Source organism: Micromonospora sp. DT178 (assembly GCF_049841695.1).
GTDB lineage: Bacteria > Actinomycetota > Actinomycetes > Mycobacteriales > Micromonosporaceae > Micromonospora.
In genome coordinates this window covers 115,037-141,983 of the sequence record NZ_JBNCKV010000002.1, presented here as the reverse complement: position 1 = coordinate 141,983, position 26,947 = coordinate 115,037, and the positions used below count along the sequence as shown (strand labels likewise).

Below are 26,947 nucleotides of genomic sequence, written 5' to 3'. Positions count from 1 at the left end.
CGCGGAGCGGCCCACCGGTGGTACCCGATCGGGGAAAAACTCAATCGCCGCGTCAGAGAACGAGCTTGCACATGGCGTACGCGGCCGGCGCGGCCAGGGCGAAGCCACCGAGGGGCCCCTGCATGTGCCGGGCCACCCACATGGTCGGCGGCTCCCCCGCCATCAGCCGGCCCGCCTCGGCGTACCCGACGGCGAGGTCGGCCAGCACGGCGGTGACCGCCGCGACCAGCCCGATGATCGCGGCGCGGGTCGGGGTGAAGGGCGTCACCAGGTAGCTGCCGAGGAGGGCGCTGACCAGCGTGCCGACCATCGCGCCGGCGACCACGCCGGCCGCGCCCCGGGGCACCTGGGGGGCCAGCCGCGGCCACGGCGCGAACGCGTCGGTCAGCCGGGCGACGGTGAGCGCGACCGCGCTGGCGGTGAGGCACACCGTGATGGCCTGGGTGCCCGCCGGGATCCGGCTGAGCACGATCAGGGTGGCGAAGGCGACGACGCCGACCACGATCAGCAGGGTGCTGCCGAGGGAGTCGGTCACCCGCACCCGGTCGACCCGCCGGACGAGCTGGCCGAGCACCCCCAGGGCGAAGCCGCCGGCCGCGACGTAGCCCAGCGGCGCCAGGCCGGCGACGTCCGTCTGCACGGCCGCGGTGTCGGCCGCCACCGCGGCGCCGACGCTGACCGCGGCCACCAGCAGCAGCGCGGGCGGCCGCATGGCCATCGTCCAGGCCAGCACGAAGAGCAACTGCACGCCGAAGATGACGAACGCGAAGGGCAGCCGGTGCCCCGGGCCGGAGGTCTGCGCCCCGAGCACCAGACCCACCCCGAGCAGCGCGGCGAACCCGGCGACGGTCAGCGCCAGCGGGCGGCGCACCTCGACCGGCTCGACCGGTTCCTCGTCCGGCTCGTCGTCCGGCTCGTCGTCGGGCCGGCGGGCGGGCTCACCGGCCCGCCGGGCGCGACGCGGGCCGCTGCGCTCCCGGCGCTCGCCGTCGTCGTCTGGGGCCGGCCCGGTGCGCGGCGCCGGCGGCTGGCCACGGGACGGGCCGGACGGCCCGGGGCGGGGCCCGTCGGGCCACTGGTCGCGGCCGGCCTCGGGCGAGCTGGAGGGAAACACGCCCCGATCGTGCCAGACCCGCCGGCCGACGCGGGGGTCACGGTTTCGGCAACGTTAAAACCTGGGGCACGATCAGGGGCAAGCCGGGCAAACGGGAAAGGACGCGGAGGCGCGACCGGGGTGATCGGTTACGCTCAAGCCGTTACCCGCCCCGTCAGCGACGCCGGGACCACGCAAGTTCATCAGCGTCACACCCCGCCACGGAGTGCGCTGGTCGCGCGCGGCCGACGGCCGCCGGGACGGAGGTGATCGTGGAGATCCTGCTGCTGGTGACCGCGCGCGCAGGCGAACCATCCGCAGTGCTGCCGGCGCTCGACCTGCTGCCGCACTCGGTCCGCACCGCGCCACGCGACGTCCGCACCCTGGTCGCCGGCCCCAGTCCGGACGCGGTGCTGGTCGACGCCCGCTCCGAGCTGAGCGAGGCACGGGCGACCTGCCGGATGCTGCACGCCACCGGGCTCGGGGTGCCGCTGGTCGCGGTGGTCACCGAGGCCGGCCTGATCGCGCTCAACGCCGACTGGGGCGTCGACGACGTCATCCTCGCCACCGCCGGGCCGGCCGAGGTGGAGGCCCGGCTGCGGCTCGCCGTCGGGCGGCTGAGCAACGCCACCTCCGGGGCCGGCGGCTCGATCCGCGCCGGCGAGCTGACGATCGACCCCGACACCTATGCCGCGAAGCTCAAGGGCCGGCCGCTCGACCTCACCTACAAGGAGTTCGAGCTGCTGAAGTTCCTGGCCCAGCACCCGGGCCGGGTGTTCACCCGCGACCAGCTCCTGCGCGAGGTGTGGGGCTACGACTACTTCGGCGGCACCCGCACCGTCGACGTGCACGTCCGGCGGCTGCGCGCCAAGCTCGGCTCCGAGTACGAGTCGATGATCGGCACGGTGCGGCAGGTGGGTTACAAGTTCGTCGTACCGCCCTCGCGGTCCCTGCCGGAGAGCGAGCACGTGCCCCTGCCGGTCTGACTTTCCCGTTCCCTCGCGGGACGGTTTCGCATATGCCCCTTTTGTGCTGCTCGTCGGTTCTATTCTGACTGCCGGGTTTGCGACAAAAGGGGGCGGCGGAGTGCGTATCGACCACGGGGGCGGCGGCGGATCGACACGAACGGGCCCACTGATCCGGGATCCCTCGGCCGCGCGCACCATCGGTCTCGTCACGCTGGTGGTCGCCGCGCTGCTCGGTTCCGCGTACGCCCTCGGGCGCAGCCTGGTCCCCGACCCGCCGACGTCCCGGTCCAGCGTGACCACCAGCGCCACCGGCCCCCACTACGCCGACCAGCCCCCGACAAAGGACGCTCCGCGCCACACCCCGCAGGGTGAGCCGAGCACCAGCCCGGCGGAGGCCGGGCAGGACGGCGGCGCCAGCCCCGACGGCACGCCGTCGCCGGGACCGGCCGACGGGCCGTTCGGCACGCAGACGACCAGCGGCACCTCGCTGGTCGCGCTGACCTTCGACGACGGGCCGGACCCGCTGTACACGCCGCAGGTGCTCGCCCTGCTCCGCGAGCACCAGGTGCGGGCCACCTTCTGCGTGGTCGGCGAGAACGCGCAGCGCCACCCGGACCTGATCCGGGCCATCGTGACCGGCGGGCACACCCTGTGCAACCACAGCTGGAACCACGACGTCGAACTCGGCCGGCGGTCGCCGGCCGCCATCCGGGCGGACCTGCTGCGCACCAGCGAGGCGATCCGGGCGGCGGTGCCCGACGTGCCGATCGCGTACTACCGGCAGCCCGGCGGCGCGTGGACGGGCCAGGTGGTGTCGGTGTCCCACGAGCTCGGCATGACGCCGCTGCACTGGACCGTGGACCCGGAGGACTGGGAGGTGCCGGGAGCCGCCCGGATCGCGGCGACGGTCGTGGCGGGTGTCGTACCCGGCTCGGTCGTGCTGCTGCACGACGCCGGCGGCGACCGGCAGGGCACCGTGGACGCCCTGCACCGCATCCTGCCCGACCTGACCAGCCGGTTCGAGGTGGAGGCCCTGCCCGACGGGGCGACGTGAGCCGGCCGGCGGACGGCGCGACCAGGGGCGGTCCGGCGCGGGCGACCCCCGCACCGCCCCGGCGGCCGACGAGCGCGGCGGCGCCGGGGGTCGACCGGACTACGGTGACGTCATGAGCAACCCCGAAGCGAGCAGCGCCCGGGTGACCCGGGCCGACCGCCTCAGCCCCACGGAGATCGCCGACGTGACGACCCTCGCACGGGTCGCCGGCGACGCGGACGGGGCCGACCCGTTCGACGAGCACGTCCTGCTCCGGCTGCGCGACCCGGACGCGCCCGCGGTGCACCTGACCACCCGGGCGGACGACGGCACACTGACCGGGTACGCGCACCTGGACACCACCGACCCCGGCGCGGGGATCGGGGTGGAACTGGTGGTGCACCCGGCGTACCGGCGGCGCGGGACGGGCCGGGCGCTGGCCCGGGGCGTCCTGGCAGCGGCCGACGGCCCGCTGCGGGTCTGGGCGCACGGCGACCACCCCTCGGCCGCCGCGCTCGGCGTCGACCTGGGCCTGCGCCGGGCCCGGGTGCTCTGGCAGCTGCGCCGGCCGCTGACCGCCCCGATCCCCGACCATCCGTTGCCGGACGGGGTGACGCTGCGCGCGTTCCGGCCCGGCGCCGACGACGAGGAGTGGCTGGCGCTCAACGCGCGGGCCTTCGCCGAGCACCCGGAACAGGGTCGCTGGTCCCCCGCCGACCTGCGGGTACGCCTCGCCGAGCCGTGGTTCGACCCGGAGGGCTTCCTGCTCGCCGTCGACGGCTCCACCGGTCGGCTGCTCGGCTTCCACTGGACGAAGGTCCACGAGCGACCCGGCTCGGCCCGGATCGGCGAGGTCTACGTCCTCGGCGTGGACCCGTCGGCCCACCGCGGCGGGCTGGGCCGGGCGTTGACCGCGGCCGGCCTGGCGTACCTGCGGGACCGGCGAAACCTGGACCGGGTCATGCTCTACGTCGACGAGTCGAACGTCGCCGCGGTGGCGCTCTACGAGCGGCTCGGCTTCGCCCGCTGGTCAGCGCACGTCAACTACCAGTCGGCCTGACGTCGGCGCGGGCCCGGGTCGTCGTCGCGACCCGGGCCCGCGCCGCCCGACCCGGGAAAATCCTCATACTTCCGACAGCGGCACCCGGGTTCACTTAACGGACAACTCACCCTCAGCGAGCGGTCACCTGCCCTGCCGCACCTGTTCACTCCACGTTCACTTCCGACCGGCGAACCGGCTACCTGGCGCTCCTAACTTTTGGGTCAGCCGGTGAGCGCCGGTACCCCGGGCCCAAATCCGGGGGCGAAGTCAGACGTGAAGGGAAACCTCTCAGGTGAAGCTCCAGCGGCACGGCACCCTCGCCTGCCTCGCTCTTACCGCGACGCTCGCTCTCAGCGCATGCGGCTCGGACAACAACGAGCCCGCGAGCAGCGCCTCCGCCTCCGGGTCGGCCGCCGCCGACTGCGCCACCGGCACGCTGAACGCCCAGGGCTCGTCGGCGCAGAAGAACGCGATGGACGAGTGGATCAAGGCGTACCAGCAGAAGTGCTCCGGAGCCAAGATCAACTACGAGCCCTCCGGCTCGGGCGCCGGCATCCAGGCCTTCATCGCCGGCACCGCCGACTTCGCCGGCTCGGACTCCGCCCTCAAGGAGGAGGAGCAGCCGCAGGCCAACGCCAAGTGCGTCGGCGGCGCCGCGATCAACCTGCCGATGGTGATCGGCCCGGTCGCCATCGCCTACAACGTCAGCGGCGTGGACAACCTCCAGCTCAAGCCGGCCACCCTGGCGAAGATCTTCGCCGGCAAGGTGACCAAGTGGGACGACCCGGCGATCAAGGCCGACAACCCGGACGCCAAGCTGCCGTCGACCACCATCAACGCGGTGCACCGCTCGGACTCCTCCGGCACCACCGACAACTTCACCGACTTCCTCACCAAGACCGCCGCGGCCGACTGGACCTTCGGCAAGGCCAAGGAGTGGAAGGCCCCGGGCGGCACCGGCGCGGCGAAGTCCGACGGCGTGGCCAGCGCGATCAAGGGCCAGGACGGCACCATCGGCTACGTCGAGTGGTCGTACGCCGAGAACGGCGGCCTGAAGACCGCGAAGGTCGGCAACGGCGCGGGCGAGTTCGCCGAGCTGACCGCCGAGTCGGCCGGCAAGACCATCGCCGGCGCCGAGGTGGTCGGCCAGGGCGACGACCTCAAGATGAAGATCGACTACAACACCAAGGAGGCCGGGGCCTACCCGATCGTCCTGGTGACCTACGAGATCGTCTGCACCAAGGGCCTCGCCGCCGACAAGCTCCCGCTGGTCAAGGGCTTCCTCGGCCACGCCGCGAGCACCGCCGGCCAGGCCGACCTGACCGAGCTGGGCTACGCCCCGCTGCCCGAGACGGTCCGCACCAAGGTCGAGGCCGCAGTCAAGAACCTCGCCTGAGCCGCCGCACCGACACCGACACCACCACCTCAACCCGAAGCGAGCGAGCAGATGGGTGAAACCCCTCACCGCTCGGCCCACGCCGGCACCGGCGGGACGCGCGTGACCGAAGGTCACGACCGGCCCGCCGGTGCCTCGGCGCGTCCGGCCGAGGCACCAGTCAGCACCCGTACACCGGGCGGAGCCGGCCTGGGCGGCGGCGGCGCGCTGCCCCGGGCCCGGGCGTTCGGCGCCGAACGGGCCTTCCGCGCCCTCACCCTCGCCGCCGGCACCGCCGTCCTGGTCGTCATCGCGGCGATCGCGGTCTTCCTCGTCGCCAAGGCGGTGCCGGCGCTACGGGCCAACACCGAGAGCTTCTGGAGCTTCGAGGGCTGGTTCCCGAACGACGCGGAGCCGAAGTTCGGCATCGGGGCGCTCGCCTTCGGCACCGTGCTCAGCTCCGCGCTGGCCCTGCTCATCGCGGTGCCGGTGGCCCTGGGCATCGCGCTCTACCTGTCCCACTACGCGCCGCGCCGGCTCGGCACCACGCTGGGCTTCCTGATCGACCTGCTGGCCGCGGTGCCGAGCGTGGTCTTCGGCCTCTGGGGCCGCGACGTCTTCATCAACCCGGTACGGGACTTCTCCGCCTGGCTGAACACGTACTTCGGCTGGATCCCGATCTTCGGCGGCGACGGCCCGTTCGGTAAGTCGATCATGCTGGGCGCGCTGGTTCTGGCGATCATGGTGCTGCCGATCATCACCTCGCTCTCCCGCGAGGTGTTCACGCAGACCCCGACCGCCAACGAGGAGGCGGCCCTCGCCCTCGGCGCGACCCGCTGGGAGATGATCCGCACCGCGGTGCTGCCGTACGGCCGCCCCGGCATCGTCGCCGCGGTGATGCTCGGCCTGGGCCGGGCGCTCGGCGAGACCATCGCCCTGGCGATGACCCTCGGCATCACCTTCAACATCTCGTTCAACCTCATCGAGAGCGGCGGCAACACCATCGCCGCCAACATCGCCAACACGTTCGGCGAGGCGAACGACACGGGACGGGGCGCGCTGATCGCCTCGGGCCTCGTGCTCTTCGCCATCACGCTGATCGTCAACATCACGGCGCGGGCGATCATCCACCGCCGCCGGGAGTTCACGGAGTCGGCCGCATGACCACCACTCTCACGTCGCACCGCACCCGTCCGCCGGCCCAGCCGCCCACGCTGCGGGCCCGGCGCCTGCCGAGGTACGCCGCGCCGGCCATCGCGGCAGCCGCCCTGCTGGTCGCCGCCGCGTTCGTGTACGGCACCGGCACCGGCGGCCCGGTGCTGGTCGTGGTGGTCGCCGCGCTGCTCTACCTGGCCGGCCTGTTCGCCGCCGCCAACAGGGTCGAGGGGCGGCGGTCGGCCCGCAACCGCACCTGGAGCGCGCTGATCCACTCCGCGTTCGTGCTGGCCGTCCTGCCGCTGGCCTCGGTGGTCTGGACGCTGGTCAGCAAAGGCGCCGAGCGGCTGGACGCCGACTTCTTCCTCACCTCGATGAACAACATCGGCGCGCGGGACCCGAACGGCGGCGCGTACCACGCGATCGTCGGCACGCTCCAGCAGGTCGGCATCGCCGCCCTGATCACCGTCCCGCTCGGCATCCTCTGCGCGATCTACATCGTCGAGTACGGCCGGGGCCGGTTCGCCGCCGCGATCCGGTTCTTCGTCGACGTGATGACGGGCATCCCGTCGATCGTCGCCGGCCTGTTCGTGCTGGCGTTCTGGGTGCTGATCGTCTCGCCGTGGTTCAACGACGGGCGGCCCAGCTTCTCCGGCTTCGCCGCCGCGCTCGCGCTGAGCGTGCTGATGCTGCCCACCGTGGTCCGCTCCACCGAGGAGATGCTGCGTCTCGTCCCGGCGCCGCTGCGCGAGGGGGCGTACGCCCTCGGCGTGCCGAAGTGGAAGACCATCCTGCGGGTCGTACTGCCGACCGCCCTGCCGGGCATCGTCACCGGCGTCATGCTCGCCATCGCCCGCGCGGCCGGCGAGACCGCCCCGGTGCTGCTCGTCGCCGGCGGCGGCGCGGCGATCAACTTCAACCCGTTCGAGAACAACCAGTCGTCGCTGGCCCTCTTCGTCTACCAGCAGGCCGGCGACGCGTCCCGGTACGCGCCGGCGCGGGCGTGGACGGCGGCACTCACCCTGGTCGCCCTCGTGCTGATCCTGACCGTCGCGGCGAAGCTGCTGGCCCGTCGCAACCGGCTCGGCCGATGAACCCCGGAGGTACCACCACCATGGCCAAGCGCATCGAAGCCTCGAACGTCACCGCCTACTACGGCGCCTTCAAGGCCATCGAGAACATCAACCTGACGGTCGAGCCGAAGACGGTGACCGCCCTGATCGGCCCGTCCGGCTGCGGCAAGTCCACCTTCCTGCGGTCGATCAACCGGATGCACGAGGTGCTCCCCGGTGCCCGGGTCGAGGGCAGCCTCACCATCGACGACCAGGACATCTACGACCGGGACGTGGACGTCACCGCCGTCCGGCGCATGATCGGCATGGTCTTCCAGCGGCCGAACCCGTTCCCCACCATGAGCATCTTCGAGAACGTGGTGGCCGGGCTGCGGCTCAACGGCGTACGCAGGAAGTCGATCCTGGAGGAGGCGGCCGAGCGGGCGCTCCGCTCGGCCAACCTCTGGGACGAGGTGAAGGACCGGCTGGGCAAGCCCGGCGCCGGCCTCTCCGGCGGTCAGCAGCAGCGGCTCTGCATCGCCCGGACCATCGCCGTCGAGCCGCAGGTGGTGCTGATGGACGAGCCCTGCTCGGCGCTCGACCCGATCTCCACGCTGGCCATCGAGGACCTGATGTTCCAGCTCAAGGACAAGTTCACCATCATCATCGTCACGCACAACATGCAGCAGGCCGCCCGCGTCTCGGACCGGACCGCCTTCTTCTCCATCGAGAAGACCGGCGACCCGGGCCGCCTCATCGAGTACGACAACACGCAGAAGATCTTCAGCAACCCCGGCGTGAAGAAGACCGAGGACTACATCACCGGCCGCTTCGGCTGAGCCGCGAGGCGGTGGCCCCTTCTCCCGCTCTCCCTGCGGGGAAGGGGCCCTTCCCTTCCCGCACCCGGGCCGTGGCAACCCGGCAGCGCCCCAGGATCTGCCTTAGAGTCGGGAAACGCCTACGGTCGATGCGGAGGACGGGCATGTCCGAATATCCCCGGTTGCTGCACACCGTGCTCGACAGCACGAACCCGCGAGAGCTTGCCGAGTTCTACCGGCAGCTGCTCGGGCTGCGGTACCGACCCGGTGACGAACCACCGACGGACGGGACGGCCGACGACCGGGACTGGCTCGTGCTCAGAGACTCCGACGGAGCGGCCAAGCTCGCCTTCCAACTCGTCGACCGCCTGCCCCGGACCACCTGGCCCCGGCACGACGTGCCGATGCAGTTGCACCTCGACTTCACGGTCTCGAACGCGTCCGAGCTGGAGAGGCAGCGTGCGCGGGCGGAGGCCCTGGGCGCGGAGCTTCTGCTCGACCGGACCGACGACCCCGACGAGCCGTTGTACGTGTTCGCGGACCCGTCCGGTCACCCGTTCTGCATCTTCGTGGCCTGAGCCGCGCCGGCCTCCGCGCACGAGGCGACCACAGTCAGCCCAGCACGAACCGGGGCTCGCCGATCTCGGGCACGTCGAGGCGGGGCGTGACCGGGGTGGCCGCGTCCCGGGTCGCCGCCGCGCGGGCGACGCCGGCCAGGTCGCCGCCGGCCGCCACCTGGGCCAGGCTCACCAGGGTGGGCGGGAGCATGGTCAGCTCGCCGGCCTCCGCCCGGGCCAGGGCGTCCGCCGGGTGGACCCACAGGGTGTGGTCGGCCTCCCCGGAGACGTCCCGGGTCCGCTGCCCCTCCGGCAGCAGGGCCACGAAGAAGTACGTGTCGAAGCGGCGCGGCTCGAACTCCGGCGTGATCCACCGGCTCCACGGCAGCAGCAAATCCGACCGGAGGGTGAGCCCGCGCCGGGCGAGCAGGTCCGCGAAGCCGCCCCGGCGCTGCTCCAGCGCCACCCGGTCGGCCTCCCAGTCGTCACCGCTCACGTCGCCGACCACGGTCTGCGCGTCGGGGCCGGCGAGCAGGACCCCGGCCTCCTCGAAGACCTCCCGGGCGGCGGCACAGACGACCGCCTGCGCGGCCTCGGGGGTCAGCCCCAGCCGCTCACCCCACCCGGCCGGCGTCGGGCCGGCCCAGTCCAGGTGCGCCTGCGAGTCCGAGGGGTCCACCCCGCCGCCGGGGAAGGCGTACATCCCGCCGAAGGCCATCGCGGCGACCCGTCGGATCAGGTACACCTCGAAGTCGTCGCCGGCGGGGCGGAGCAGCAGCACGGTGGACGCGACCCGGGGCGCCGCCGGGGTGCCGCCCTCGGCGCGGAAGCGGCGGGCGTGCTCCACGAGCGCCGGGGGTGCGGGGAAGCCGTCGGCGTCGATCGTCATGCGCCGAGCCTAGTTCCCGACGGATGGATCGCCCCCGCCGCCGTCGGGTGATCTTCGCTAGCGTGGCCGGCATGACTCGATGGGGCATCCTGGCCACCGGCAACATCGCCGCCCGTTTCGCCGAGGACCTGCGCCTGGTCCCGGGCGCCGAACTCGCGGCGGTCGGCTCGCGGACCGCCGAGAGCGCGGAGCGGTTCGCGGCCCGGCACGGCGTGCCGCGGGCGTACGCCTCCTGGGCGGAACTCGCCGCGGACGACGAGCTGGACGTCGTCTACGTCGCCACCCCGCACGCCGCGCACCACGAGGCGGCCACGACCTGCCTCGCGGCCGGCCGGGCGGTGCTGCTGGAGAAGCCGTTCACCCTCGACCTGGCGACCAGCGTCGAGCTGGTGGACACCGCCCGCGCGGCCGGGGTCTTCCTGATGGAGGCCATGTGGATGCGGACGAACCCGCTCGTCCGGCGGCTCTGCGCGCTGGTCGCGGACGGCGCGATCGGCACGGTGACCGGCGTCCGGGCCGACTTCGGGGTGGCGGGGCCGTTCCCGCCGGAGCACCGGATGCGGGCCCGTACGCTCGGCGGCGGCGCCCTGCTCGACCTCGGCGTCTACCCCGTCAGCCTGGCCCACCTGCTGCTCGGCGTGCCCGACCACGTCCGGTCCTGGGCGAAGCTGAGCCCGGAGGGGGTGGACGAGAACACCGGCATCGTCCTCGGGTACGACTCGGGCGCGGTCGCCACCCTCAGCTGCGGCATGGTCGGCGCGCCCCCGCTGGTCGCCTCGGTCACCGGCACCACCGGCCGGATCGACCTGCCCGAGCCGTTCTTCCGCCCCGGCTCGCTGACCCTGCACCGGGCCGGCGCCGAGCCGGAGACGATCACCGGCGAGCTGGTCGGCGGCGGCTACCAGTACGAGGCGGCCGAGGTCCAGCGCTGCCTCGCCGAGGGCCTCCTGGAGAGCCCCCTGGTCCCCCACGCCGCCACGCTGGAGGTGATGGCGCTCCTCGACACCGTCCGCGCCCAGATCGGCGTCTCCTACTCCTGACGGAGGAACGGAGAAGGGGCCCCTCGTCGACGAGGGGCCCCTTTCGCGTACGTCAGCTGAACAGGGGGCGGAACAGGAAGTACATCAGGGCGCCGATGGAACCGGCGGCCGGGAAGGTGAGGATCCACGCCCCGACGATGTTGCCGGCCACGCCCCACCGGACGGCGGAGAGCCGCTTGGTGGCGCCGACGCCCATGATCGCCGAGGTGATCGTGTGGGTCGTCGAGATCGGCGCGCCGAGGACCAGCGCGTTGAAGTAGAGCACGCCGCTGGCCACGGCCTCGGCGGCGAAGCCCTCCGGCGGCCGGAGGTCGATGATCTTACGACCCAGGGTCCGGATGATCCGCCAGCCACCGGCGTACGTGCCGGCGGCGAGCACGGCGGCCGACGTCCAGAACGCCCACTCCGGGATGAAGCTGGGGTCGTCCTGGTAGCCGCCGACGTAGAGGGCGAGCACCACGATGCCGATGGTCTTGGCGGCGTCCTGCATGCCGTGGCCCACCGACATGGCGGCGGCGGACGCGGTCTGCGCCCAGCGGAAGCCCCGGTTGAGCCGGCCCGGGTGCCCCTTCCGGAAGATCCACTGCACGGCGATCATGACGACGTAGCCGAGCACGAAGCCGACCATCGGCGAGAGGATCATCGGGATGATCACGCTCTCCCCGATGCCGGTCCAGAGCACCGTGCCGGACGCGGCGACGGTCGAGCCGACCAGGCCGCCGATCAGCGCGTGCGACGAGGACGACGGCAGGCCGAAGTACCAGGTGACCAGGTTCCACACGATCGCGCCGATCACGCCGGCGAAGACGATGCCGAGGCTCGACGTGCCGGTGGGCAGTTTCACCAGGCCGCTGCCGACGGTCTTGGCCACCTCGGCGCCGAAGTGGGCGCCGATGAAGTTGCCGACCGCCGCCATGGCCAGGGCCACCCGGGGTGTGAGCGCCCGCGTGGAGATGCTGGTCGCGATCGCGTTGGCGGCGTCGTGGAAGCCGTTGGTGTAGTCGAACGCCAACGCCACCGCGATCACCGCCAGCACGGCGATGAGTTCGGGACTCACAGGATCAGGACTCCTTGACCGCGATGGTCTCGACGGTGTTGGCCACGTGCTCGAAGGCGTCGCAGGCGGCCTCCAGCTCGTCGGCGACCTCCTTCATCTTCAGCACCGTCAGCGCGTCGTACTCGCCGGAGAAGAGGCGGACCAGCAGCATCCGGTACACCTGGTCGCCGTCGTTCTCCAGCCGGTTGCACTCGATCCAGTAGTCCTCGAGGTCCTTCATCGACTTCAGGCGCGGCATGGCGTCGGCGGTCAGCTTCGCCTGCGCGTCCAGGACGTTGACCATCTCGTGCATCTCGCGGGGCAGCGAGGGGAGCTTGGTCAGGCCGTAGAGGTAGAGCAGGTTGCCGACCGCCTCGAGGTGGTCCATCACGTCGTCGAGCAGCGACCCGAGCCGGTAGATGTCCTCCCGGTCGAACGGCGTGATGAAGGTTGAGTTGATCTTCTTGTAAAGCTCGTGGGTGATCTGATCGCTGTCGTGCTCCACCTCGGTGAGCCGCTCGCTGACCGACTGCACCTCCACCCCGGGGAGGGCCAGCTCGTTGAGCAGCTCGGTGCCCTTCACCAGGTTCTGCGCGGCCCTGGTGAAGAGCTCGTAGAAGGCGCCCTCGTTCGGGCGGAAGGAAAACTTCACAGCACGGACCTCGTCGTGTCGGTGGAAGGGTCGCGGTCGCCCGGAGGGTGCCCGCCTGGGAATGCTAGAAAACGACCGGACCGGGAATTGCGCGGCCTCCCCCTGGTCAGGCCACATTCACCGGTCGTTCACCTGCCGTTCATCTACGCCGTTCTCCCGGGTCCCAGCAGCCGCTCCCGTTCGCGCCGGACGTCGAAACCGGCAGGCGGATACCCGAGATCGAGAGTGTCGAACGTCTCGCGTAGCAGGTGCGCGACGGCCCAGTCGCGGTACCACTTGCGGTCCGCCGGCACCACGTACCAGGGCGCGGCGTCCGTGCCGCACCGGCCCAGGGCCTCGGCGTACGCGGCCTGGTAGTCGTCCCAGCGGGCGCGGGCGTCGATGTCCGAGGGGTCGTACTTCCAGTGCTTGCGCGGCTCGTCGAGCCGCTCCAGCAGCCGCCGGCCCTGCTCGGCGTACGAGATGTGCAGCATCACCTTCACCAGGGCCACCCCGGCGTCGACCTGCTCCCGCTCGAAGGCGTTGATCTCGTCGTACCGGGCCTGCCAGATCGACTCGGGAACCAGCGAGTCGACGCGCGCCACGAGCACGTCCTCGTAGTGCGAGCGGTTGAAGACCCCCACCTGACCGGGCGGCGGGAGCGCCCGCCGGATCCGCCACAGGAAGTCGTGCCGCAGCTCCTCGGGGGTGGGCGGACCGAACGAGCGGACGTGCAGGCCCAGCGGGTTCATCGCGCCGGCCACGCGCTTGATGGTGCCGTCCTTGCCGCCACAGTCCATCGCCTGGAGCACCAGCAGCACCCGGCGCCCGGCGGCCGCACCCGGCCCGTCCGCGCCACCGCCCCGGGCCGCCTCCCGGGCCTTCGCGTCGGCGAAGAGCATCTCCTGCTGCCGACCCAGCTCCGCGCCGACCAGGCCGACCTGGCGGCGCGCCCACTCCTTGCGCCGCCGGCCGGTCACCTCGGGCCCGGGCAGACCCGGCGTCGACCGGGGATCGACCGCCCCGAGGTCGGCCGGCGCGCCCGGCGTCACCCGGAGCAACTCCCGCATGCCGCCCCCGACCGGCCCCACGACCCCGTCGACCCGCTCCGCACCCGCGCCGCCCACGTCCGGCTCATCAGTCGCTCGCACCCTCGGATCATCACCCACCCCCACCCGTCCCGCCCGCCGACCGTCGCCCCTCGGCCCCGCGATCATGGACTTATGGTGGGCGAAATCGGCGCCTTCGCCCCTTGTGCGGGGCACCAGAACTGCATGATCGACCCGCTCTCGGGGCGCGGGTGCGGGGGGCGGGAGAATGGGGCGGGAGCGGGTGGGCGGGGCGGGAGCGGGTCAGGGCGGGAGGGGTGGCGTGGGGGATCTGGTGGCGGAGTTCGAGGTGGAGCGGGGGCGGCTGCTGGCGGTGGCCCACCGGATGCTCGGCAGCCGCAGCGAGGCGGAGGACGCCGTCCAGGAGACCTGGCTGCGGTACGCCGCCGCGCTCGCCGACCCGGCGGCCCGCGCCGAGATCCGGCACCTCGGCGCCTGGCTCACCACCACCTGCGCCCGGATCTGCCTGGACGTGCTCCGCTCGGCGCGGATGCGGCGGGAGGCGTACCCGGGCCAGTGGCTGCCGGAGCCCGTGGTGACGCCGCTCGACCAGGGCCCGCGTACCGACGGCTTCGCGCCCGACCCCGCCGAGCGGGCGGTCCGCGCCGACCAGGTCGGCACCGCCCTGATGGTGGTGCTGGAGCGACTCGCGCCGGAGCAGCGGGTCGCGTTCGTGCTGCACGACGTCTTCGCCGTGCCGTTCTCCCGGATCGCCGAGGTGCTCGGCACGACCGACGCCGCCGCCCGCCAGCTCGCCTCCCGGGCCCGCCGGGCGGTGCACGCGCCCGACGCGCCCCGGCACACCGCCGACGCCGTCGAGCAGCGCCGGGTGCTCGCCGCCTTCGTGGCCGCCGTCGAGTCGGGCGAGTTGGCCGCGCTGGTGCGGGTGCTCGCCCCGGACGTGGTCGCCATCGGCGACAGCGGCGGCCACTTCCCGGCGGCCCGGCGCCCGGTGGTCGGGGCCGACTCGGTGGCCCGCTTCGTCCTGGGCCTGTTCGGCCGCGCCGGCCGGTACGGCGGCACGCTGCGCGCCCGTCGGGTGCTGGTCGACGGCGTGGAGGGCCTGCACATGGAGAGCCCGCACCCGGACGGCCGGACGCTGCGGGTCGTCGCCGCCCTCGCGGTCGACGACGGCCGGGTGACCGGGTTGTTCCACCAGCTCAACCCGGAGAAGCTGGGCGACCTGCCGCCGCTGGCGGCCGAGGACGGCTGGCCGCCGCGCTGATGAGGACCGGGCCGCTGCCGTTGATCCCGACGAGCCGCATGTGCGGCAGCCAGCTCGGGTCCCGCCGGCCCGGCGGTCAGACCACCAGGGCCAGCCACTTCCGGTACGACGTGGCGAACGGTTCGACGCCGTCGCCCAGCGCCCCGAGGAGCCACCGGGCCGCCGCCTCGGCCTGCGTCACCACGTCGTCCGGATAGCCGAAGCGGGCGCGGTGCTCGGCGAACTCGTCCTCGTCGCGCAGTTCCACCAGGCCGGTGGCCCGCCGACGCACCACGTCGAGGTCGAGGTCGATGAGGTGGACGGTGTCGTCGTTCTCCCAGCGGGCCGGGCTGGCGATGTCGCAGTAGACCTCGCTGGTCCGGGGCGGCGGGTTGAACATGCCGGTCCACCAGGCGTGGTGCGGCACCAGGAGGACGAACGGGATCTGCTCCACCGACGGCCGGCCGTGGTAGACGGACTTCGTGCCCTCGGTCACGCCGAGCCAGACGCCGAGCTCGTCCTCGGCCAGACGGCGGGCCGGGTAGTCACGGTGGGCGCTGCCGTCGTACTTGCGGTAGATCACGCGGACCATGTCGCTCGGCATGAGTCGCACCCTAACCGATACCGCCCATCGGTCGCCGCACGGAAGTAACCGGACGCGGTCGACGGGAGACCGTACCGTGACGACGCCACACCCGGATCGGCGCGGCCGGTGTCGGGGACGGCGGGTACCGTCGCACGGTGACTCCGCGCCTCGCCACCGGTTCCGCCGCCCCCTCGCCCCGCACCGGAGGCCGGCGGCGGGGCGCCCGGCCGAGCGGGGTGGAGCTGCTCGCCGCCGCGGTCGGCGCGGTGCCGGGCGGGGCGGCGCGTCCCGGTCAGCAGCAGATGGCGACCGCCATCGAGGAGTGCGTGCAGGCGCGGGAGCACCTGCTGGTGCAGGCCGGCACGGGCACCGGCAAGTCGCTGGCCTACCTGACGCCCGCGCTGACGGTGGACGGTCCGGTGGTGGTCTCCACGGCCACCCTGGCGTTGCAGTCCCAACTGGTCGACCACGACCTGCCCCGGCTCGCCGACGCCGTGGAGCCGGTGCTCGGCCGGCGGCCCACCTTCGCGGTGCTGAAGGGCCGGCACCACTACCTCTGCCTGGCCCGGCTGGACAACTCCACCGAGGACGAGCCGGAGGACACCCTCTTCGACGCCCCGGCCGCACGCCCCGGCGGCGGCACCAAGTGGCTCGGCGAGGCGGGTCGGCTCGGCAAGCAGGTCCAGCGGCTGCGCGACTGGGCGGAGAAGACCGACACCGGCGACCGTGACGAGCTGGACCCGGGCGTCGACGACCAGGCCTGGCGGCTGGTCTCCATGCCGGCCCGGGAGTGCGTCGGCGCATCCCGCTGCCCGTTCGGCGCGGAGTGCTTCGCCGAGGCTTCCCGGGCCCGCGCCCGGGAGGCAGACATCGTGGTCACCAACCACAGCCTGCTCGCGGTGGACATGCTCGCCGGCCGGCACATCGTGCCGCCGCACAAGCTGCTCATCGTCGACGAGGCGCACGAGCTGGCCGACCGGGTCTCCTCCGCCGCGCAGGCCGAGCTGGTGCCGGAGCTGATCGACCGCTCCGCGAAGCGGGCCCGCCCGCTGCTGCGGCCGGACGTCGCCGAGTCGCTCACCGCGGCCGGCGACGCCCTGGCGGTCGGGCTGGCCGAGGCGCCGGCCGGGCGGATCACCTCGGGGCTGCCGTCCGCGCTGCGCGAGGCGTGCACCCTGCTCGACGCGGCCACCCGGGCGGCGCTCGACGCGATCGGCGAGGTCAAGTCCGACGACCCGGACCCGGTGCGCAAGCAGCAGGCCAAGGCCGTGCTCGACGAGCTCTCCGCCACCGCGCAGCGGCTGCTGGAGGAGGCCGACCACGACGTCGCCTGGGTGGAGAAGAACGACAACACCGGTCGCCGGGCGCTGGTGGTCGCGCCGCTCTCGGTCGCCGGCACGCTCGCCACCCACCTGTACGAGGAGCGCACGGTGGTCGCCACCTCGGCGACGCTGACGCTGGGCGGCCGGTTCGACACGGTGGCCCGGGCGCTGGGCCTGGAGGCGCCCCCGGCCGACCCGCCGTCGCCGGCCGCCGCCGCCCTGGCCGCCCGTTCCGCCGGGCGCACCGGCGGCACCGGGCCGGCGGAGGGCAGCGGCGCGACCGGGGGCGGCGCCCCGACCGGCCCGGCGGGGGCACCGGCGACCTCGGGGCCGGGGTGGCGCTCCCTCGACGTCGGCTCGCCGTTCGACTACCCCCGGCAGGGCATCCTGTACGTCGCCGCGCACCTGCCCCGGCCCAGCGTCTCCGGGCTGCCCGACGCGGCCGGCGAGGAGCTGCTCGCGCTGGTCACCGCGCTCGGCGGGCGTACGCTCGGCCTCTTCTCCTCCCGGCGGGCCGCGCAGCAGGCGGCGGAGCTGCTGCGCGCGCGGACCGACCTGCCGGTCCTGCTCCAGGGCGAGGAGGCGCTGCCGCTGCTGGTACGCCGGTTCCGGGAGGAGAAGTCCAGCTGCCTGTTCGGGGTGATGTCGCTCTGGCAGGGGGTCGACGTGCCGGGCGACTCCTGCCAGCTGGTGGTCATCGACCGGCTGCCCTTCCCCCGGCCGGACGAGCCGCTGGCGGCGGCGCGGGCGGCGGCGGTGGACGCCGGCGGCGGGTCGGGTTTCGCGGCGGTCAGCGTGCCGATCGCCGCGATCAGGCTGGCCCAGGGGGTGGGGCGGCTGATCCGGTCGACGGGCGACAAGGGCGTGGTGGCGGTGCTCGACTCGCGCCTGGAGACCGCACGGGGCTACGGGCCGTTCCTGCGCCGGTCGCTGCCGCCGTTCTGGTACACCACCCGGCCCGAGGTCGCCCGCGGCGCCCTCGAACGCCTCGCCAAGCCCTGACCCCGCGCGCCGGTCCCGGCACCGCCTGCCGGGGCCACGCGACGCCGAGAGGGTGACCCCCGGCTCGGGAGGCCACCCTCTCGGTGCGGCTGCGCGGATCGTGGCCGCGTTGTCGGGTGGGTCAGGGCGCCTGGGAGGCGACGACGACGGCGTCGGGCGGGGTGTCCGGGACGGTGCGGGCGGCGAGCCGGCGCACGGCCGTGTTGAGCACGGCGATCAGCGGCACCGAGACCAGCGCGCCGGTGATCCCGGCGAGGACCACGCCGGCCGCGATGCCGATGATGACCGCGAGCGGGTGGATGGCCACCGCCCGGCCCATGATCAGCGGCTGGAGGAGGTGCCCCTCCACCTGCTGCACCCCGATCACCGCGCCGAGGATGATCAGCGCGGTCACCGGGCCGCTGTCGACCAGCGCGACCAGGACCGCGACGACGCCCGACAGGGTCGCCCCGACGATCGGGATGAACGCCCCGAGGAAGACCAGCGCGGCGAGCGGGAAGGCGAACGGGATGTCGAAGATGACCAGGAAGACGCCGATGCCGACCGCGTCGATGAAGGCGACCAGCACGGTCGCCCGGACGTAGGCGACCAGGGTCGCCCAGGACGCCCGCCCGGCGTCGTCGACCTTCCAGCGGGCGGCCACCGGCAGCAGCCGGACCAGGAAGCGCCAGATCTTGTTGCCGTCCCGCAGGAAGAAGAAGGTGGCGAAGAGCACCAGCAGCGTGCCGGTCAGCACCTCAGCCAGCGTGGCGGCCGTGGAGAGGGCGCCGCTGGTGAACTTCTCGGTGTTGTTGTTGATCCACTTCTGGCCCTCCTCGATGTAGTTGTCGAGTTGTCCGTCGGAGAGGTGCAGCGGGCCGGTCTTCAGCCAGTCCTGGATCTGCCGGACGCCCTCCGAGGACTTCTTGCTCAGCTCCGGCACGCCCTGGATGAACTCGTTCACCACCAGGGTCAGCGTGCCGATCACCCCGGCCAGGCCGCCCACCAGGACCACGGCCGTCGCCATGGACCGGGGGAACCGGGCCCGCAGCAGCCAGCCGACCGCCGGCGCGAGCAGCGCCGAGAGCAGCAGCGCGACGGCCAGCGGGATGACCACGATCCGGACCGTGCCGACGATCTTCAGCAGCGCCCAGGCCACGACGCCGATCACGATCAGCCGCCAGGACCAGGCGGCGGCGATCCGCAACGCGTGCGGCACGTCCGCGTCGTCGCGGCTGGAGGTGGAGTTGTGCATCGCCCCGGGCGGCGGGGCGCCGACCACGGTCGCGGACGGCGCCGCCGCCGGTCCGGGGGACGTCGGCGAGGCCACGCCGGCCGGTTCGGGGCCGTCGACCGGGTCCGTACGGCGCGTCCGCACCGACTCCCGGCCCGACTCGTACGCGCGACGGAGCCGTCCGCGTATCTGCTCGAAGCGGCTCAAGCGCACCTCCTGGCAAGAGACCGGCCCGCCCACGCCGGTGGGCGGACAGGATACGTCCGACGACGCCACCGTAGGGCAGGTCCGCCACACATTGCCCCCGGCCCCCGGCGCGTAACCGCCCACGGCCGGCCGACCGGGACACGGTAGCGTCTCCGGCGTGACCGCCGACCAGAATCTCGACTCCAAGCTGCCGATCCGCCTGCTGCACGACCGTGTGCTGGTGCGGATGGAGGGGAGCGAGGGTGAGCGACGCTCGACCGCCGGCATCGTGATTCCGGCGACCGCCGCCGTGGGCAAGCGCCTGGCCTGGGCCACCGCCGTGGGCGTGGGGCCGAACGTACGCGCCATCGTCTCGGGCGACCGGGTCCTCTTCGACCCCGACGACCGCTCCGAGGTCGAGTTGCACGGCCGCGGGTACGTGCTGCTGCGCGAACGCGACGTGCACGCCGTGGCCGCCGAGCGGGTGGAGAACGACTCCACCGGCCTCTACCTCTGAGCCCACCCCCGCCCCACCCGCCCGGATGAGGGCGCCGGTGCCGTTTGCGTCGCTCCCCGCCGGGAAGCCAGCCGCATCACCGGCCCTGGGGAGGGACGCGATGCCGGTACTCGTGAAGAAGATTCTGCTCTGGGGGAGCGTCGCGTTCCTGATCTACTTCATGGCCTTCCGGCCGGAGGGCGCGGCGGAGATGTTCAAGGCGATCGGGGCAGGGCTGATGGCGATGGCGCAGGGCCTCGGTGACTTCCTCACCAGCCTGATGACCTGACGACCGGGGCCGACCTCACAGGGCGGCCCCGGTCCCGGGGTCAGGGCGTGGCCGGCGGCTGGGTCAGGGGCGACCGGGGGGCCACGGCGCCGGCGGCTGCTGGCCGTGCCAGCCGGGCGGGCCGAAGTTGGCCGGGTGCGCCGGGGGCGGCGGCGGGACGAGCACCACCGGGATCGGCACGACGGGCTCGTCCGGCGCCTCGACCGTCCGCTGCGTGCCGTCCGGGAACCGCAGGTGGTAGCGGTGCCCGTCCCAGATCCCCGCCGGCGCCTGCGGGTCCCGGCCCACGAAGAACGACCGGTACGCGCCGATCGCCTCCAGCAGCTCCCGTTCCTCCCGCGCGGTCCGCTCCCGGTCCACCGGGCGGCGGTCCAGGCCGCGCAGCGCGCCGTCGCGCAGCAGCGCCAGCCGGGTCGCCGCGAACTGGTAGCCGCGCATCGCCTTCAACCCGCCGTCGCCGGCCACCCGCTTGGCCCACACCCGGGCCGCGTGCCGCCGTCCCAGGCTGCTCAGCGCCGCCACCTCCGGCGGGGTGAGCCAGCCCGCCCGGACGTAGTCGGGCAGGGTCCGCTCGGTGAGCCGCCCCTCCCAGGCCCGTAGCCACACGGCGAGCCCGACCATGCCGAAGAAGACCGGCACCATCACGCCGATGAACCCGTACAACATGATCAGCGTCTCGCCGGTGGCCTGGGTGAGCGTCGGCAGCAGGTTCCAGAGCCCGTGCAGCATCATCGCCAGCAGCAGGCCGGCGAGCGGCGCGAGCACCCGCACCCACCGGCTGGCGGCGCGCGCGGCGATACCCAGCCCCACCCCGGTCATGGAGGTGAACAGCGGGTGGGCGAAGCCGAAGAGCAGGATCCGGACGATGAAGATGGCGATGACCTGCTGGGTGCCGGTCGCCGGCCCGTACCGCTCCACGCCGGTGGCGTAGCCGTAGCCGCCCAGGTAGAGGATGTTCTCCACCATGGCGAACCCGATCGCGGAGAGCCCGCAGTAGACCAGGGCGTCGGTGATCCCGGAGAACTCCCGCCGGCGGAAGATCAGCAGCAGGATCGGCCCGAGGGCCTTGGTCAGCTCCTCGATGAACGGCGCGACCAGCACCGCGGTCAGCGCGGTCGGCAGCCCCCAGTCCTCGAACAGCCCGGCGGAGAACTCGTTGACGGTCAGCGAGGCCGCGGTGGAGACGAACGCGCCCCAGGCGAAGCAGAAGACCAGGTATTTCAGGGGCTCCGGCTCGTAGCGGTCGAGCCAGAGGAAACAGCCCACCAGCACCGGAACCGGGAGGATCGCGGCCACCACGCCGATCAGCAGCGCCTCGACGCCCAGGTTCTCGCCCAGCGTGAAGACCATGAACAGCGCGCACGCCGCGATGAACAGGACGGTGCCGGCCAGCACCAGGGCCCGGCGCCACCCCAGCCGACGCAGCGGCATCCGGGGCCCGGCCCCGCCGGGCGGCGGAACGGCGGGCGCGGTCGGCGACGGCGGCAGGGGTGCGCCGGGCGGGGTGTCGGCCATGCGGTCAGCGTAGCCATCCCCGGCCGCCTGGTCCGGCCGCATTCACCCGGCTATGCTGCCGGCAGGTCACGAGCGCCAGCGTCAAGCCCCGGCTTGCTGGCCGGCAACCCTCGTCGAGTTCGCGGTGGGGTGCCCCGGGTGATGACCGGGCCCGGCCCGATCCGCGCGCCGGGCAAGCGCGGACCCCGCCCGTGTGCGCCCACCCGGGGTCCCTGGACCCGGAGGTCGGCCATGACCGTCACCCTCGTACCCCCGCCCGCGCCGCAGCCGCCCGCCGTCGCCGCCCCGCTCGACGTGCTGGGCGTACCCGGCCAGGTGAACCTCGACTACGCGGCCACCGCGCCCTGCGCGCGGGCCGCGGCCGACGCGGTAGCCGAGCTGCTGCCCTGGTACGCCAGCGTGCACCGCGGCGCCGGGGCGCTGTCGCGGCGCTGCACCCTCGCCTACGAGCGCGCCCGGCAGACGGTCGGCGACTTCCTCGGCGCCCGAGCCGACGACCACGTGGTCTTCACCCGCAACACCACCGACGCGTTGAATTTGCTGGCCCGGGCGTTGCCCGCCGGCACGACGGTGGTCACCTTCGGCGGGGAGCACCACGCCAACCTGCTGCCCTGGCCGCGGGGCTCGGTCCGGCTGCCGGTGCCGGAGGAGCCCGCCGGGGCGGTCCGCGCGCTGGACGCCGCGCTCGGCGAGCTGCGCAGGCCGGACGCGAGGGGCCCTTCGGGGCCCGCCCGCCCCGGCGCCGGGCAAGGCCCGCCCGTGCTGGTCGCGGTGACCGCCGCGAGCAACGTGACCGGCGAACGCTGGCCGGTGGCCGAGCTGGCCCGGGTGGCCCGGCGGCACGGGGCCCGCATCGCGGTGGACGCCGCGCAGCTCGCCCCGCACGCGCCGGTGGACGTCGCCGCCCTCGACGTCGACTACCTCGCGCTCTCCGGCCACAAGCTGTACGCGCCGTTCGGCACGGGGGTGCTCGTCGGGCGGGCGGACTGGCTGGACGCCGCGCCGCCGTACCTGGCCGGCGGGGGCGCCACCAGCCACGTCGGGGCGGCCACCCACGACGTACGGTGGGCGACCGGCCCGGCCCGGCACGAGGCGGGCACGCCGAACCTGCTCGGCGCGGTCGCCCTGGCGGCGGTCTGCGCCGCGCTGGCCGACGCCGACCGGGCCGCCCTGCACGACGCCGAGCAGGCTCTGCTGACCCGGCTGCGCGCGGGCTTCGCGGCCCTGCCGCACGTGCTGGAGTTGCGCATGTTCGGGCCGGCCGCGCCCCGGGTGGGGATCGTGTCGTTCGTGGTGGCCGGCCGGGACTCGGCGGAGGTGGCGGCGGAACTGGCGGCGACGTACGGCATCGGGGTGCGCGACGGCCTCTTCTGCGCCCACCCGCTGGCCCGGCGGCTGCTCGGCGAGGCGGCCGCCCGCAGCGGTCGGCGGGACCTGCCGCCGACCGCCCTGCGCGCCAGCATCGGCCTGGGCAGCACGACCGGGCACGTGGACCGGCTGCTCGCCGCCCTCGCCGCGCTGGCCTGACCGGCCCACGCCCCGTTTCTCGTACCGGAGCCGGCGGGGCGGCCGGCTCCGGTACGGGCCCCGCGCGCAGCGGCGGGTACCGTCAGGCCTCCCCCACCGCCGGTGCCGGCGCGCGGTCGCGGGTGCGCTGGATCAGCACCACACACGCCAGCACGGCCACCGCCGCCGCGATCGAGGCGGGGGTGACGGCCTCGCCGAGCAGCAGCGCCGACCAGAGCAGGGTGAGCACCGGCTGGGCGAGCTGGATCTGGCCGACCTGCGCGATGCCGCCCCGGGCCAGGCCCGCGTACCAGGCGAAGAAGCCCAGGAACATGGAGACCACGGTGAGGTAGCCGAACGCCGACCAGGCGACGGGGTCGGCGCGCGGCGGAGCGGCCACGGCGGCGACGACCATGACGGGCACGGTGACGGGCAGCGAGAGCAGCAACGCCCAGCAGATCGTCCGGGCGCCGCCCAGCTCGCGGGCGAGCGCACCGCCCTCGGCGTAGCCCAGGCCGCAGAGCACGACCGCGGCGAGCAGGAACAGGTCGGGCGGGGCGAGGGCCCCGCGTACCGCGCCGCTGGCGCCGAGGAAGGTGAGCACCGCCAGCAGCCCGCCGGCGCTGGCGACCCAGAACAGCGGCGGCGGTCGCTCGCCGGCCCGCAGCACCGCGAACACGGCGGTCATGGCGGGCAGCACGGTGATGACGACCGCGCCGTGCGCGGAGGTCTGGGTGATGAGCGCCAGCGAGGTGAACAGGGGGAAACCGACGACGACGCCGAGGGCGACGACCGTCAGCCGCCGCCACTGACCGCGCGTGGGTGGCGGGGCGCCGGTGGAGCGCAGGTACGCCCAGGCCAGCAGCGCCGCGCCGACGGCCCGGCCGAAGGCGACGAACCACGGGTCGAGCTGCTGCACGGCGACGCGGGTCGCGGGCAGCGACATGCTGAAGGCGAGCACGCCCAGCGCGCCGAGGGCGAGACCGACCGTCCGGTCCGCCGTTACCGTGGTCCTGACAGTAGCGCTACTGTTGCCGTTCATGAATGACGGTAACGCAGCCGACCGCGTCGTCCAAGACCTGCGCGCGCTCGCGGCCGTCGCGGAGCCCGGCACCCGGCTGCCCTCGGTGCGCGAGCTGACCGCCCGGCACCAGGCCTCCCCGGTCACCGTCGCCGAGGCCATCCGGCAGCTCGTGGCCCAGGGGCTGGTCGAGACTCGGGCCGGCAGAGGCACCTTCGTGGCCGCCCCGCCCCGCGAGTGGCACGCCCCCGACCTGTCGTGGCAGACCGTGGCGCTCGGCCCCCGCCGACCGGGCGAGGACGAGATGCAGGCGCTACTGGCGTTACCGCCCGCAGGAGCGATCCCGCTGTCCGGGGGTTACCTGGACGCGGAGCTGCAACCCGCCGCCGCGCTCGGGGCCGCGCTCACCCGCGCCGCCCGGCAGCCCGCGTCCTGGCAGCGCGGGCCGGCCGAGGGGCGCGAGGACCTGCGCGCCTGGTTCGCCCGCGAGGCCGGGGCCGGGCTGCGCGCCGGGGACATGGTGATCTGCCCGGGCGGACAGGCCGCGCTGTCGTCCGCGCTGCGGGCGCTCGCCGCGCCCGGCGACACCCTGCTCGTCGAGTCGCCGACCTACCTGGGCGCACTGGCCGCCGCCCGGGCAGCCGGCCTACGGGTGGTGCCCGTGCCCGCCGACGCCGACGGGGTACGGCCCGACCAGCTCGCCGCCGCGTTCGCCCGCACCGGCGCCCGGCTGTTCTACTGCCAGCCGCTGTACGCCAACCCGCACGGCGCGACGCTCGCGGATCACCGCCGGGCCCGGGTCGCCGAGGCCGTACGCGACGCCGGGGCGTTCCTGATCGAGGACGACTACGCCCGCGACCTCACCATCGACGGCCAGGCCCCGCCGCCGCTGGCCGCCGACGACCCCGACGGGCACGTCGTCTACCTGCGCTCGCTGACCAAGTCGACCGCCCCCGGGTTGCGCGTCGCGGCGATCGGCGCCCGGGGCCCGGCCGGCGCCCGGCTGCGGGCGGCCCGGCTGCTCGACGACTTCTTCGTCGCCGGGCCACTGCAACAGGCCACGCTCGACTTCGTCACCGCCCCGGCCTGGACCCGTCACCGCAGCGCCCTGCGCACCGCGCTGCGGACCCGCCGGGAGGCGCTGCTGACCGCGCTCCGCCGGCACCTGCCGGAACTGGCCCGGCAGCCGGTCCCGCGCGGCGGCATGCACCTCTGGGTACGCCTGCCGGAGGGCACCGACGACGTCGCGCTGGCTGCCGCCGCGGCCGCCGAGGGCGTCGTCGTCTTCCCCGGCCGCCCCTGGTACGCCGCCGAACCCCCGGCCCCCCACCTTCGCCTCACCTACGCCGCCGCCCCACCCGACCTCATGGACGAGGCCGTCCACCGTCTCGCCCGCGCCCTGCGGGCCTGACCGGGGACACTCGCCCGCGTCCTGCGGGCCCGACCGGGCGACGCGGGCATGGGTCATTCGCCCGCGCCCTGCAACCTGACCGGCGACGGGGGGTGCGGGTCAGCCGAGCGGCGGGGCGGCGGGCGGCTTCGGGCCGTCGTCCCGCTCCCCCTCGTTGCGCGGCCGGTCCTGGTCGCCGAAGGACTGCCGGACCCCGCGGTTCGCCTCCTCCTGGGTGACGCCGGAGGCCACCATCAGGTCGCTGGCGGTGGTCCGCACCTGCGCGATCACCACGCTGCCGGAGAAGCCGACCCCCTCGGCGTACGCCCGGCCGGCCTCGCTGACGGCGCGCAGCGCCCGCTCCCGTGCCTGCTCCGGCTCCTCGCCGACGGCGAACTCGTGCTTGAGCAGGCGTACCGACTCGGCGAGATGGGACACCGCGTCGGGCATCGTCTCCGGGATGGGCTCCTCGTCCTCGATCAGGGTCACCGCGCGCCGGGTCAGCGTGCCGGCGTTGCGCATCGCCCGGTCGATCGGGTCGGCGGCGTCGGCGTAGTGGGTGAGCTCGTCCCGCCGGTGCCACCGGGCCGGGGAGAGCATGGCGGTCTCCTTAGCCCCCTCGATGGCCTCGGTGAAGGCGCTCAGCTCATCCTGGTTGTTGCGGAGCCGATCCAGGGCCCGCTGGGCCTTGTCCCGGTCCCGTTCCCGCAGGGCGTCCGCGGCCATGTCGAGCTGGGCGGCGAGCAGGTCCAGGGCGGGCCGGGCGGCCCGGTTGATGACCCGCAGCGGATTGAGCGGCAGCAGGATGGCGGTGACCAGCAGCGCGATGCCGCCGCCGACGAACGCGTCGATGAACCGGGGGATCTCCAGGTTCTCGGTCGACGGGCTGAGCGTGACGATCAGCACCGCCGTGGCCGCCGCCTGGATGACGATGGCCACGCTGGCGCCCGCGAAGATGGTCAGCACGATGGCCAGGGTGACCACCAGGCCGAGCTGCCAAGGGCCGGTGCCGAGCAGGTAGATGAGGAAGTCACCGACGGCCACCCCGATCGCCACCCCGACGATCAACTCCACCGTACGGCGGAACCGCTGGCCGACCGAGGCGGCGAGGGTGCCGACCGCGGAGATCGGCGCGAAGACCGGCTGCGGGTTGCCGAGCAGCTCGTGCGCCGCCAGCCAGGACAGTCCGGCGGCGAGGCCGGCCTGCACGGCGAGACCCATCGCCATCCGCAACCGGTGCAGGCGGTCGTGCAGGGTGGTCTTGCTGCGGTGCCGCAGGGTCTCCACGGCCTGGGCGACCCGGGCCGTGTCGAGCTCCTTGCCCCGGTCGCGCAGTATGGCGCGTCGCACCAGTGAGGGTCGACGGTCCCGGGCCACGGCCATGGCGGGGACTACCCGTGCCACGCCTGGTGAATCCTC

24 protein-coding genes, 2 pseudogenes and 1 riboswitch are annotated in these 26,947 nt (G+C 74.2%); of the genes and pseudogenes, 16 read left to right on the top strand and 10 right to left on the bottom strand.

Annotation, left to right across the window (positions count from 1 at the left end):
• Positions 1 to 52 precede the first annotated feature (52 nt).
• Positions 53 to 1,114, bottom strand: a complete 1,062-nt coding sequence (locus ACLQ22_RS04400) for a hypothetical protein (protein WP_425691180.1) — start codon at positions 1,112 to 1,114, stop codon at positions 53 to 55.
• A 245-nt stretch (positions 1,115 to 1,359) separates the two neighbouring features.
• Here ACLQ22_RS04400 and ACLQ22_RS04395 point away from each other — a divergent pair, with 245 nt between their 5' ends.
• From ACLQ22_RS04395 to ACLQ22_RS04360, 8 genes are all read left to right on the top strand, one after another.
• On the top strand, positions 1,360 to 2,079 hold the full coding sequence (locus ACLQ22_RS04395; RefSeq protein WP_425691179.1) for a winged helix-turn-helix transcriptional regulator: 720 nt from the start codon (positions 1,360 to 1,362) through the stop codon (positions 2,077 to 2,079).
• Positions 2,080 to 2,185: 106 nt separating this feature from the next.
• Entirely contained in the window at positions 2,186 to 3,115 is a 930-nt protein-coding gene (locus tag ACLQ22_RS04390; protein WP_425691469.1) for a polysaccharide deacetylase family protein, read from the top strand.
• Between the two features lie 112 nt (positions 3,116 to 3,227).
• Positions 3,228 to 4,154, top strand: coding sequence for a mycothiol synthase (gene mshD / locus ACLQ22_RS04385; RefSeq protein WP_425691178.1), 927 nt, complete (start codon positions 3,228 to 3,230; stop codon positions 4,152 to 4,154).
• A gap of 274 nt (positions 4,155 to 4,428) precedes the next feature.
• Positions 4,429 to 5,532 carry a phosphate ABC transporter substrate-binding protein PstS gene (gene pstS, locus ACLQ22_RS04380; protein ID WP_425691177.1) on the top strand — a complete coding sequence of 368 codons (1,104 nt, stop codon included), beginning with the start codon at positions 4,429 to 4,431 and terminating at the stop codon, positions 5,530 to 5,532.
• A 51-nt stretch (positions 5,533 to 5,583) separates the two neighbouring features.
• Entirely contained in the window at positions 5,584 to 6,675 is a 1,092-nt protein-coding gene (gene pstC, locus ACLQ22_RS04375; protein ID WP_121400043.1) for a phosphate ABC transporter permease subunit PstC, read from the top strand.
• The gene (pstA, locus tag ACLQ22_RS04370; RefSeq protein WP_425691176.1) at positions 6,672 to 7,760 is read left to right on the top strand and encodes a phosphate ABC transporter permease PstA; all 1,089 of its coding nucleotides are present in this window, start codon (positions 6,672 to 6,674) and stop codon (positions 7,758 to 7,760) included. The genes pstC and pstA overlap by 4 nt, the downstream gene beginning before the upstream one ends.
• A 20-nt stretch (positions 7,761 to 7,780) precedes the next feature.
• Positions 7,781 to 8,557, top strand: a complete 777-nt coding sequence (gene pstB, locus ACLQ22_RS04365; protein WP_121400045.1) for a phosphate ABC transporter ATP-binding protein PstB — start codon at positions 7,781 to 7,783, stop codon at positions 8,555 to 8,557.
• 143 nt (positions 8,558 to 8,700) lie between these two features.
• Positions 8,701 to 9,114, top strand: a complete 414-nt coding sequence (locus tag ACLQ22_RS04360) for a VOC family protein (protein WP_425691175.1) — start codon at positions 8,701 to 8,703, stop codon at positions 9,112 to 9,114.
• A gap of 34 nt (positions 9,115 to 9,148) precedes the next feature.
• Here the strand turns inward: ACLQ22_RS04360 and ACLQ22_RS04355 are convergent, their stop codons facing one another.
• Positions 9,149 to 9,982: an NUDIX hydrolase gene (locus ACLQ22_RS04355; RefSeq protein WP_425691174.1), complete on the bottom strand. Its 834-nt coding sequence runs from the start codon at positions 9,980 to 9,982 to the stop codon at positions 9,149 to 9,151.
• Between the two features lie 71 nt (positions 9,983 to 10,053).
• Here ACLQ22_RS04355 and ACLQ22_RS04350 point away from each other — a divergent pair, with 71 nt between their 5' ends.
• Positions 10,054 to 11,022, top strand: a complete 969-nt coding sequence (locus tag ACLQ22_RS04350; protein ID WP_366640033.1) for a Gfo/Idh/MocA family protein — start codon at positions 10,054 to 10,056, stop codon at positions 11,020 to 11,022.
• Between the two features lie 52 nt (positions 11,023 to 11,074).
• Here ACLQ22_RS04350 and ACLQ22_RS04345 read toward each other — a convergent pair whose 3' ends face one another.
• The 3 genes from ACLQ22_RS04345 to ACLQ22_RS04335 form a co-directional block, all read right to left on the bottom strand.
• A complete protein-coding gene (locus ACLQ22_RS04345) occupies positions 11,075 to 12,079 on the bottom strand; it encodes an anion permease (protein WP_425691173.1) in 1,005 nt (334 codons plus the stop codon).
• 4 nt (positions 12,080 to 12,083) lie between these two features.
• Positions 12,084 to 12,710 (bottom strand): DUF47 domain-containing protein, encoded by a 627-nt coding sequence (locus tag ACLQ22_RS04340; RefSeq protein ID WP_088998168.1) that lies wholly within the window; start codon positions 12,708 to 12,710, stop codon positions 12,084 to 12,086.
• A gap of 143 nt (positions 12,711 to 12,853) precedes the next feature.
• Positions 12,854 to 13,759, bottom strand: coding sequence for a PPK2 family polyphosphate kinase (locus tag ACLQ22_RS04335; RefSeq protein ID WP_425691468.1), 906 nt, complete (start codon positions 13,757 to 13,759; stop codon positions 12,854 to 12,856).
• Between the two features lie 301 nt (positions 13,760 to 14,060).
• Between ACLQ22_RS04335 and sigJ the strand changes: the two genes are divergently transcribed.
• Positions 14,061 to 15,023: an RNA polymerase sigma factor SigJ gene (gene sigJ / locus ACLQ22_RS04330; RefSeq protein WP_425691172.1), complete on the top strand. Its 963-nt coding sequence runs from the start codon at positions 14,061 to 14,063 to the stop codon at positions 15,021 to 15,023.
• Positions 15,024 to 15,099: 76 nt separating this feature from the next.
• Here the strand turns inward: sigJ and ACLQ22_RS04325 are convergent, their stop codons facing one another.
• Positions 15,100 to 15,606, bottom strand: coding sequence for a DUF402 domain-containing protein (locus ACLQ22_RS04325; protein WP_425691171.1), 507 nt, complete (start codon positions 15,604 to 15,606; stop codon positions 15,100 to 15,102).
• Between the two features lie 69 nt (positions 15,607 to 15,675).
• Between ACLQ22_RS04325 and ACLQ22_RS04320 the strand changes: the two are divergent.
• Positions 15,676 to 17,093 (top strand): annotated as a pseudogene (locus ACLQ22_RS04320) (ATP-dependent DNA helicase); the annotation flags it as partial.
• Between the two features lie 120 nt (positions 17,094 to 17,213).
• A pseudogene (locus ACLQ22_RS04315) lies at positions 17,214 to 17,912 on the top strand (ATP-dependent DNA helicase); the annotation flags it as partial.
• A 121-nt stretch (positions 17,913 to 18,033) separates the two neighbouring features.
• On the opposite strand, the gene ACLQ22_RS04310 reads toward ACLQ22_RS04315, so the two are convergent.
• On the bottom strand, positions 18,034 to 19,401 hold the full coding sequence (locus tag ACLQ22_RS04310; protein WP_425691170.1) for an AI-2E family transporter: 1,368 nt from the start codon (positions 19,399 to 19,401) through the stop codon (positions 18,034 to 18,036).
• A gap of 88 nt (positions 19,402 to 19,489) precedes the next feature.
• Here ACLQ22_RS04310 and ACLQ22_RS04305 point away from each other — a divergent pair, with 88 nt between their 5' ends.
• Entirely contained in the window at positions 19,490 to 19,828 is a 339-nt protein-coding gene (locus ACLQ22_RS04305) for a GroES family chaperonin (protein WP_121400053.1), read from the top strand.
• A gap of 100 nt (positions 19,829 to 19,928) precedes the next feature.
• On the top strand, positions 19,929 to 20,096 hold the full coding sequence (locus ACLQ22_RS04300; RefSeq protein ID WP_165947924.1) for a hypothetical protein: 168 nt from the start codon (positions 19,929 to 19,931) through the stop codon (positions 20,094 to 20,096).
• A gap of 63 nt (positions 20,097 to 20,159) precedes the next feature.
• Here ACLQ22_RS04300 and ACLQ22_RS04295 read toward each other — a convergent pair whose 3' ends face one another.
• Positions 20,160 to 21,653 (bottom strand): PrsW family intramembrane metalloprotease, encoded by a 1,494-nt coding sequence (locus tag ACLQ22_RS04295; RefSeq protein WP_425691169.1) that lies wholly within the window; start codon positions 21,651 to 21,653, stop codon positions 20,160 to 20,162.
• Positions 21,654 to 21,675: 22 nt separating this feature from the next.
• A riboswitch (SAM riboswitch) is annotated at positions 21,676 to 21,796 on the top strand.
• 46 nt (positions 21,797 to 21,842) lie between these two features.
• On the opposite strand from ACLQ22_RS04295, the gene ACLQ22_RS04290 reads away from it, so the two are divergent.
• Entirely contained in the window at positions 21,843 to 23,138 is a 1,296-nt protein-coding gene (locus ACLQ22_RS04290; RefSeq protein ID WP_425691168.1) for an aminotransferase class V-fold PLP-dependent enzyme, read from the top strand.
• Positions 23,139 to 23,220: 82 nt separating this feature from the next.
• Here ACLQ22_RS04290 and ACLQ22_RS04285 read toward each other — a convergent pair whose 3' ends face one another.
• On the bottom strand, positions 23,221 to 24,159 hold the full coding sequence (locus tag ACLQ22_RS04285) for a DMT family transporter (RefSeq protein WP_425691167.1): 939 nt from the start codon (positions 24,157 to 24,159) through the stop codon (positions 23,221 to 23,223).
• Between ACLQ22_RS04285 and ACLQ22_RS04280 the strand changes: the two genes are divergently transcribed.
• Complete coding sequence (locus tag ACLQ22_RS04280; protein WP_425691166.1) at positions 24,158 to 25,549, top strand: PLP-dependent aminotransferase family protein; 1,392 nt, start codon at positions 24,158 to 24,160, stop codon at positions 25,547 to 25,549. The genes ACLQ22_RS04285 and ACLQ22_RS04280 overlap by 2 nt on opposite strands.
• 99 nt (positions 25,550 to 25,648) lie before the next feature.
• Here the strand turns inward: ACLQ22_RS04280 and ACLQ22_RS04275 are convergent, their stop codons facing one another.
• Positions 25,649 to 26,905, bottom strand: coding sequence for an FUSC family protein (locus ACLQ22_RS04275; RefSeq protein WP_425691467.1), 1,257 nt, complete (start codon positions 26,903 to 26,905; stop codon positions 25,649 to 25,651).
• Between the last annotated feature and the right edge of the window lie 42 nt (positions 26,906 to 26,947).

Excerpts from the sequence above, each read along its gene's own strand:
- ACLQ22_RS04295 (WP_425691169.1), bottom strand. The coding sequence starts at position 21,653 with ATGCGGCCGGACCAGGCGGCCGGGGATGGCTACGCTGACCGCATGGCC.
- pstB (WP_121400045.1), top strand. The coding sequence starts at position 7,781 with ATGGCCAAGCGCATCGAAGCCTCGAACGTCACCGCCTACTACGGCGCC.
- pstA (WP_425691176.1), top strand. The coding sequence starts at position 6,672 with ATGACCACCACTCTCACGTCGCACCGCACCCGTCCGCCGGCCCAGCCG.
- ACLQ22_RS04300 (WP_165947924.1), top strand. The coding sequence starts at position 19,929 with ATGCCGGTACTCGTGAAGAAGATTCTGCTCTGGGGGAGCGTCGCGTTC.
- ACLQ22_RS04350 (WP_366640033.1), top strand. The coding sequence starts at position 10,054 with ATGACTCGATGGGGCATCCTGGCCACCGGCAACATCGCCGCCCGTTTC.
- ACLQ22_RS04355 (WP_425691174.1), bottom strand. The coding sequence starts at position 9,982 with ATGACGATCGACGCCGACGGCTTCCCCGCACCCCCGGCGCTCGTGGAG.
- ACLQ22_RS04285 (WP_425691167.1), bottom strand. The coding sequence starts at position 24,159 with ATGAACGGCAACAGTAGCGCTACTGTCAGGACCACGGTAACGGCGGAC.
- ACLQ22_RS04335 (WP_425691468.1), bottom strand. The coding sequence starts at position 13,759 with ATGCGGGAGTTGCTCCGGGTGACGCCGGGCGCGCCGGCCGACCTCGGG.
- ACLQ22_RS04290 (WP_425691168.1), top strand. The coding sequence starts at position 21,843 with ATGACCGTCACCCTCGTACCCCCGCCCGCGCCGCAGCCGCCCGCCGTC.
- ACLQ22_RS04280 (WP_425691166.1), top strand. The coding sequence starts at position 24,158 with ATGAATGACGGTAACGCAGCCGACCGCGTCGTCCAAGACCTGCGCGCG.
- ACLQ22_RS04325 (WP_425691171.1), bottom strand. The coding sequence starts at position 15,606 with ATGCCGAGCGACATGGTCCGCGTGATCTACCGCAAGTACGACGGCAGC.
- pstC (WP_121400043.1), top strand. The coding sequence starts at position 5,584 with ATGGGTGAAACCCCTCACCGCTCGGCCCACGCCGGCACCGGCGGGACG.
- mshD (WP_425691178.1), top strand. The coding sequence starts at position 3,228 with ATGAGCAACCCCGAAGCGAGCAGCGCCCGGGTGACCCGGGCCGACCGC.
- ACLQ22_RS04360 (WP_425691175.1), top strand. The coding sequence starts at position 8,701 with ATGTCCGAATATCCCCGGTTGCTGCACACCGTGCTCGACAGCACGAAC.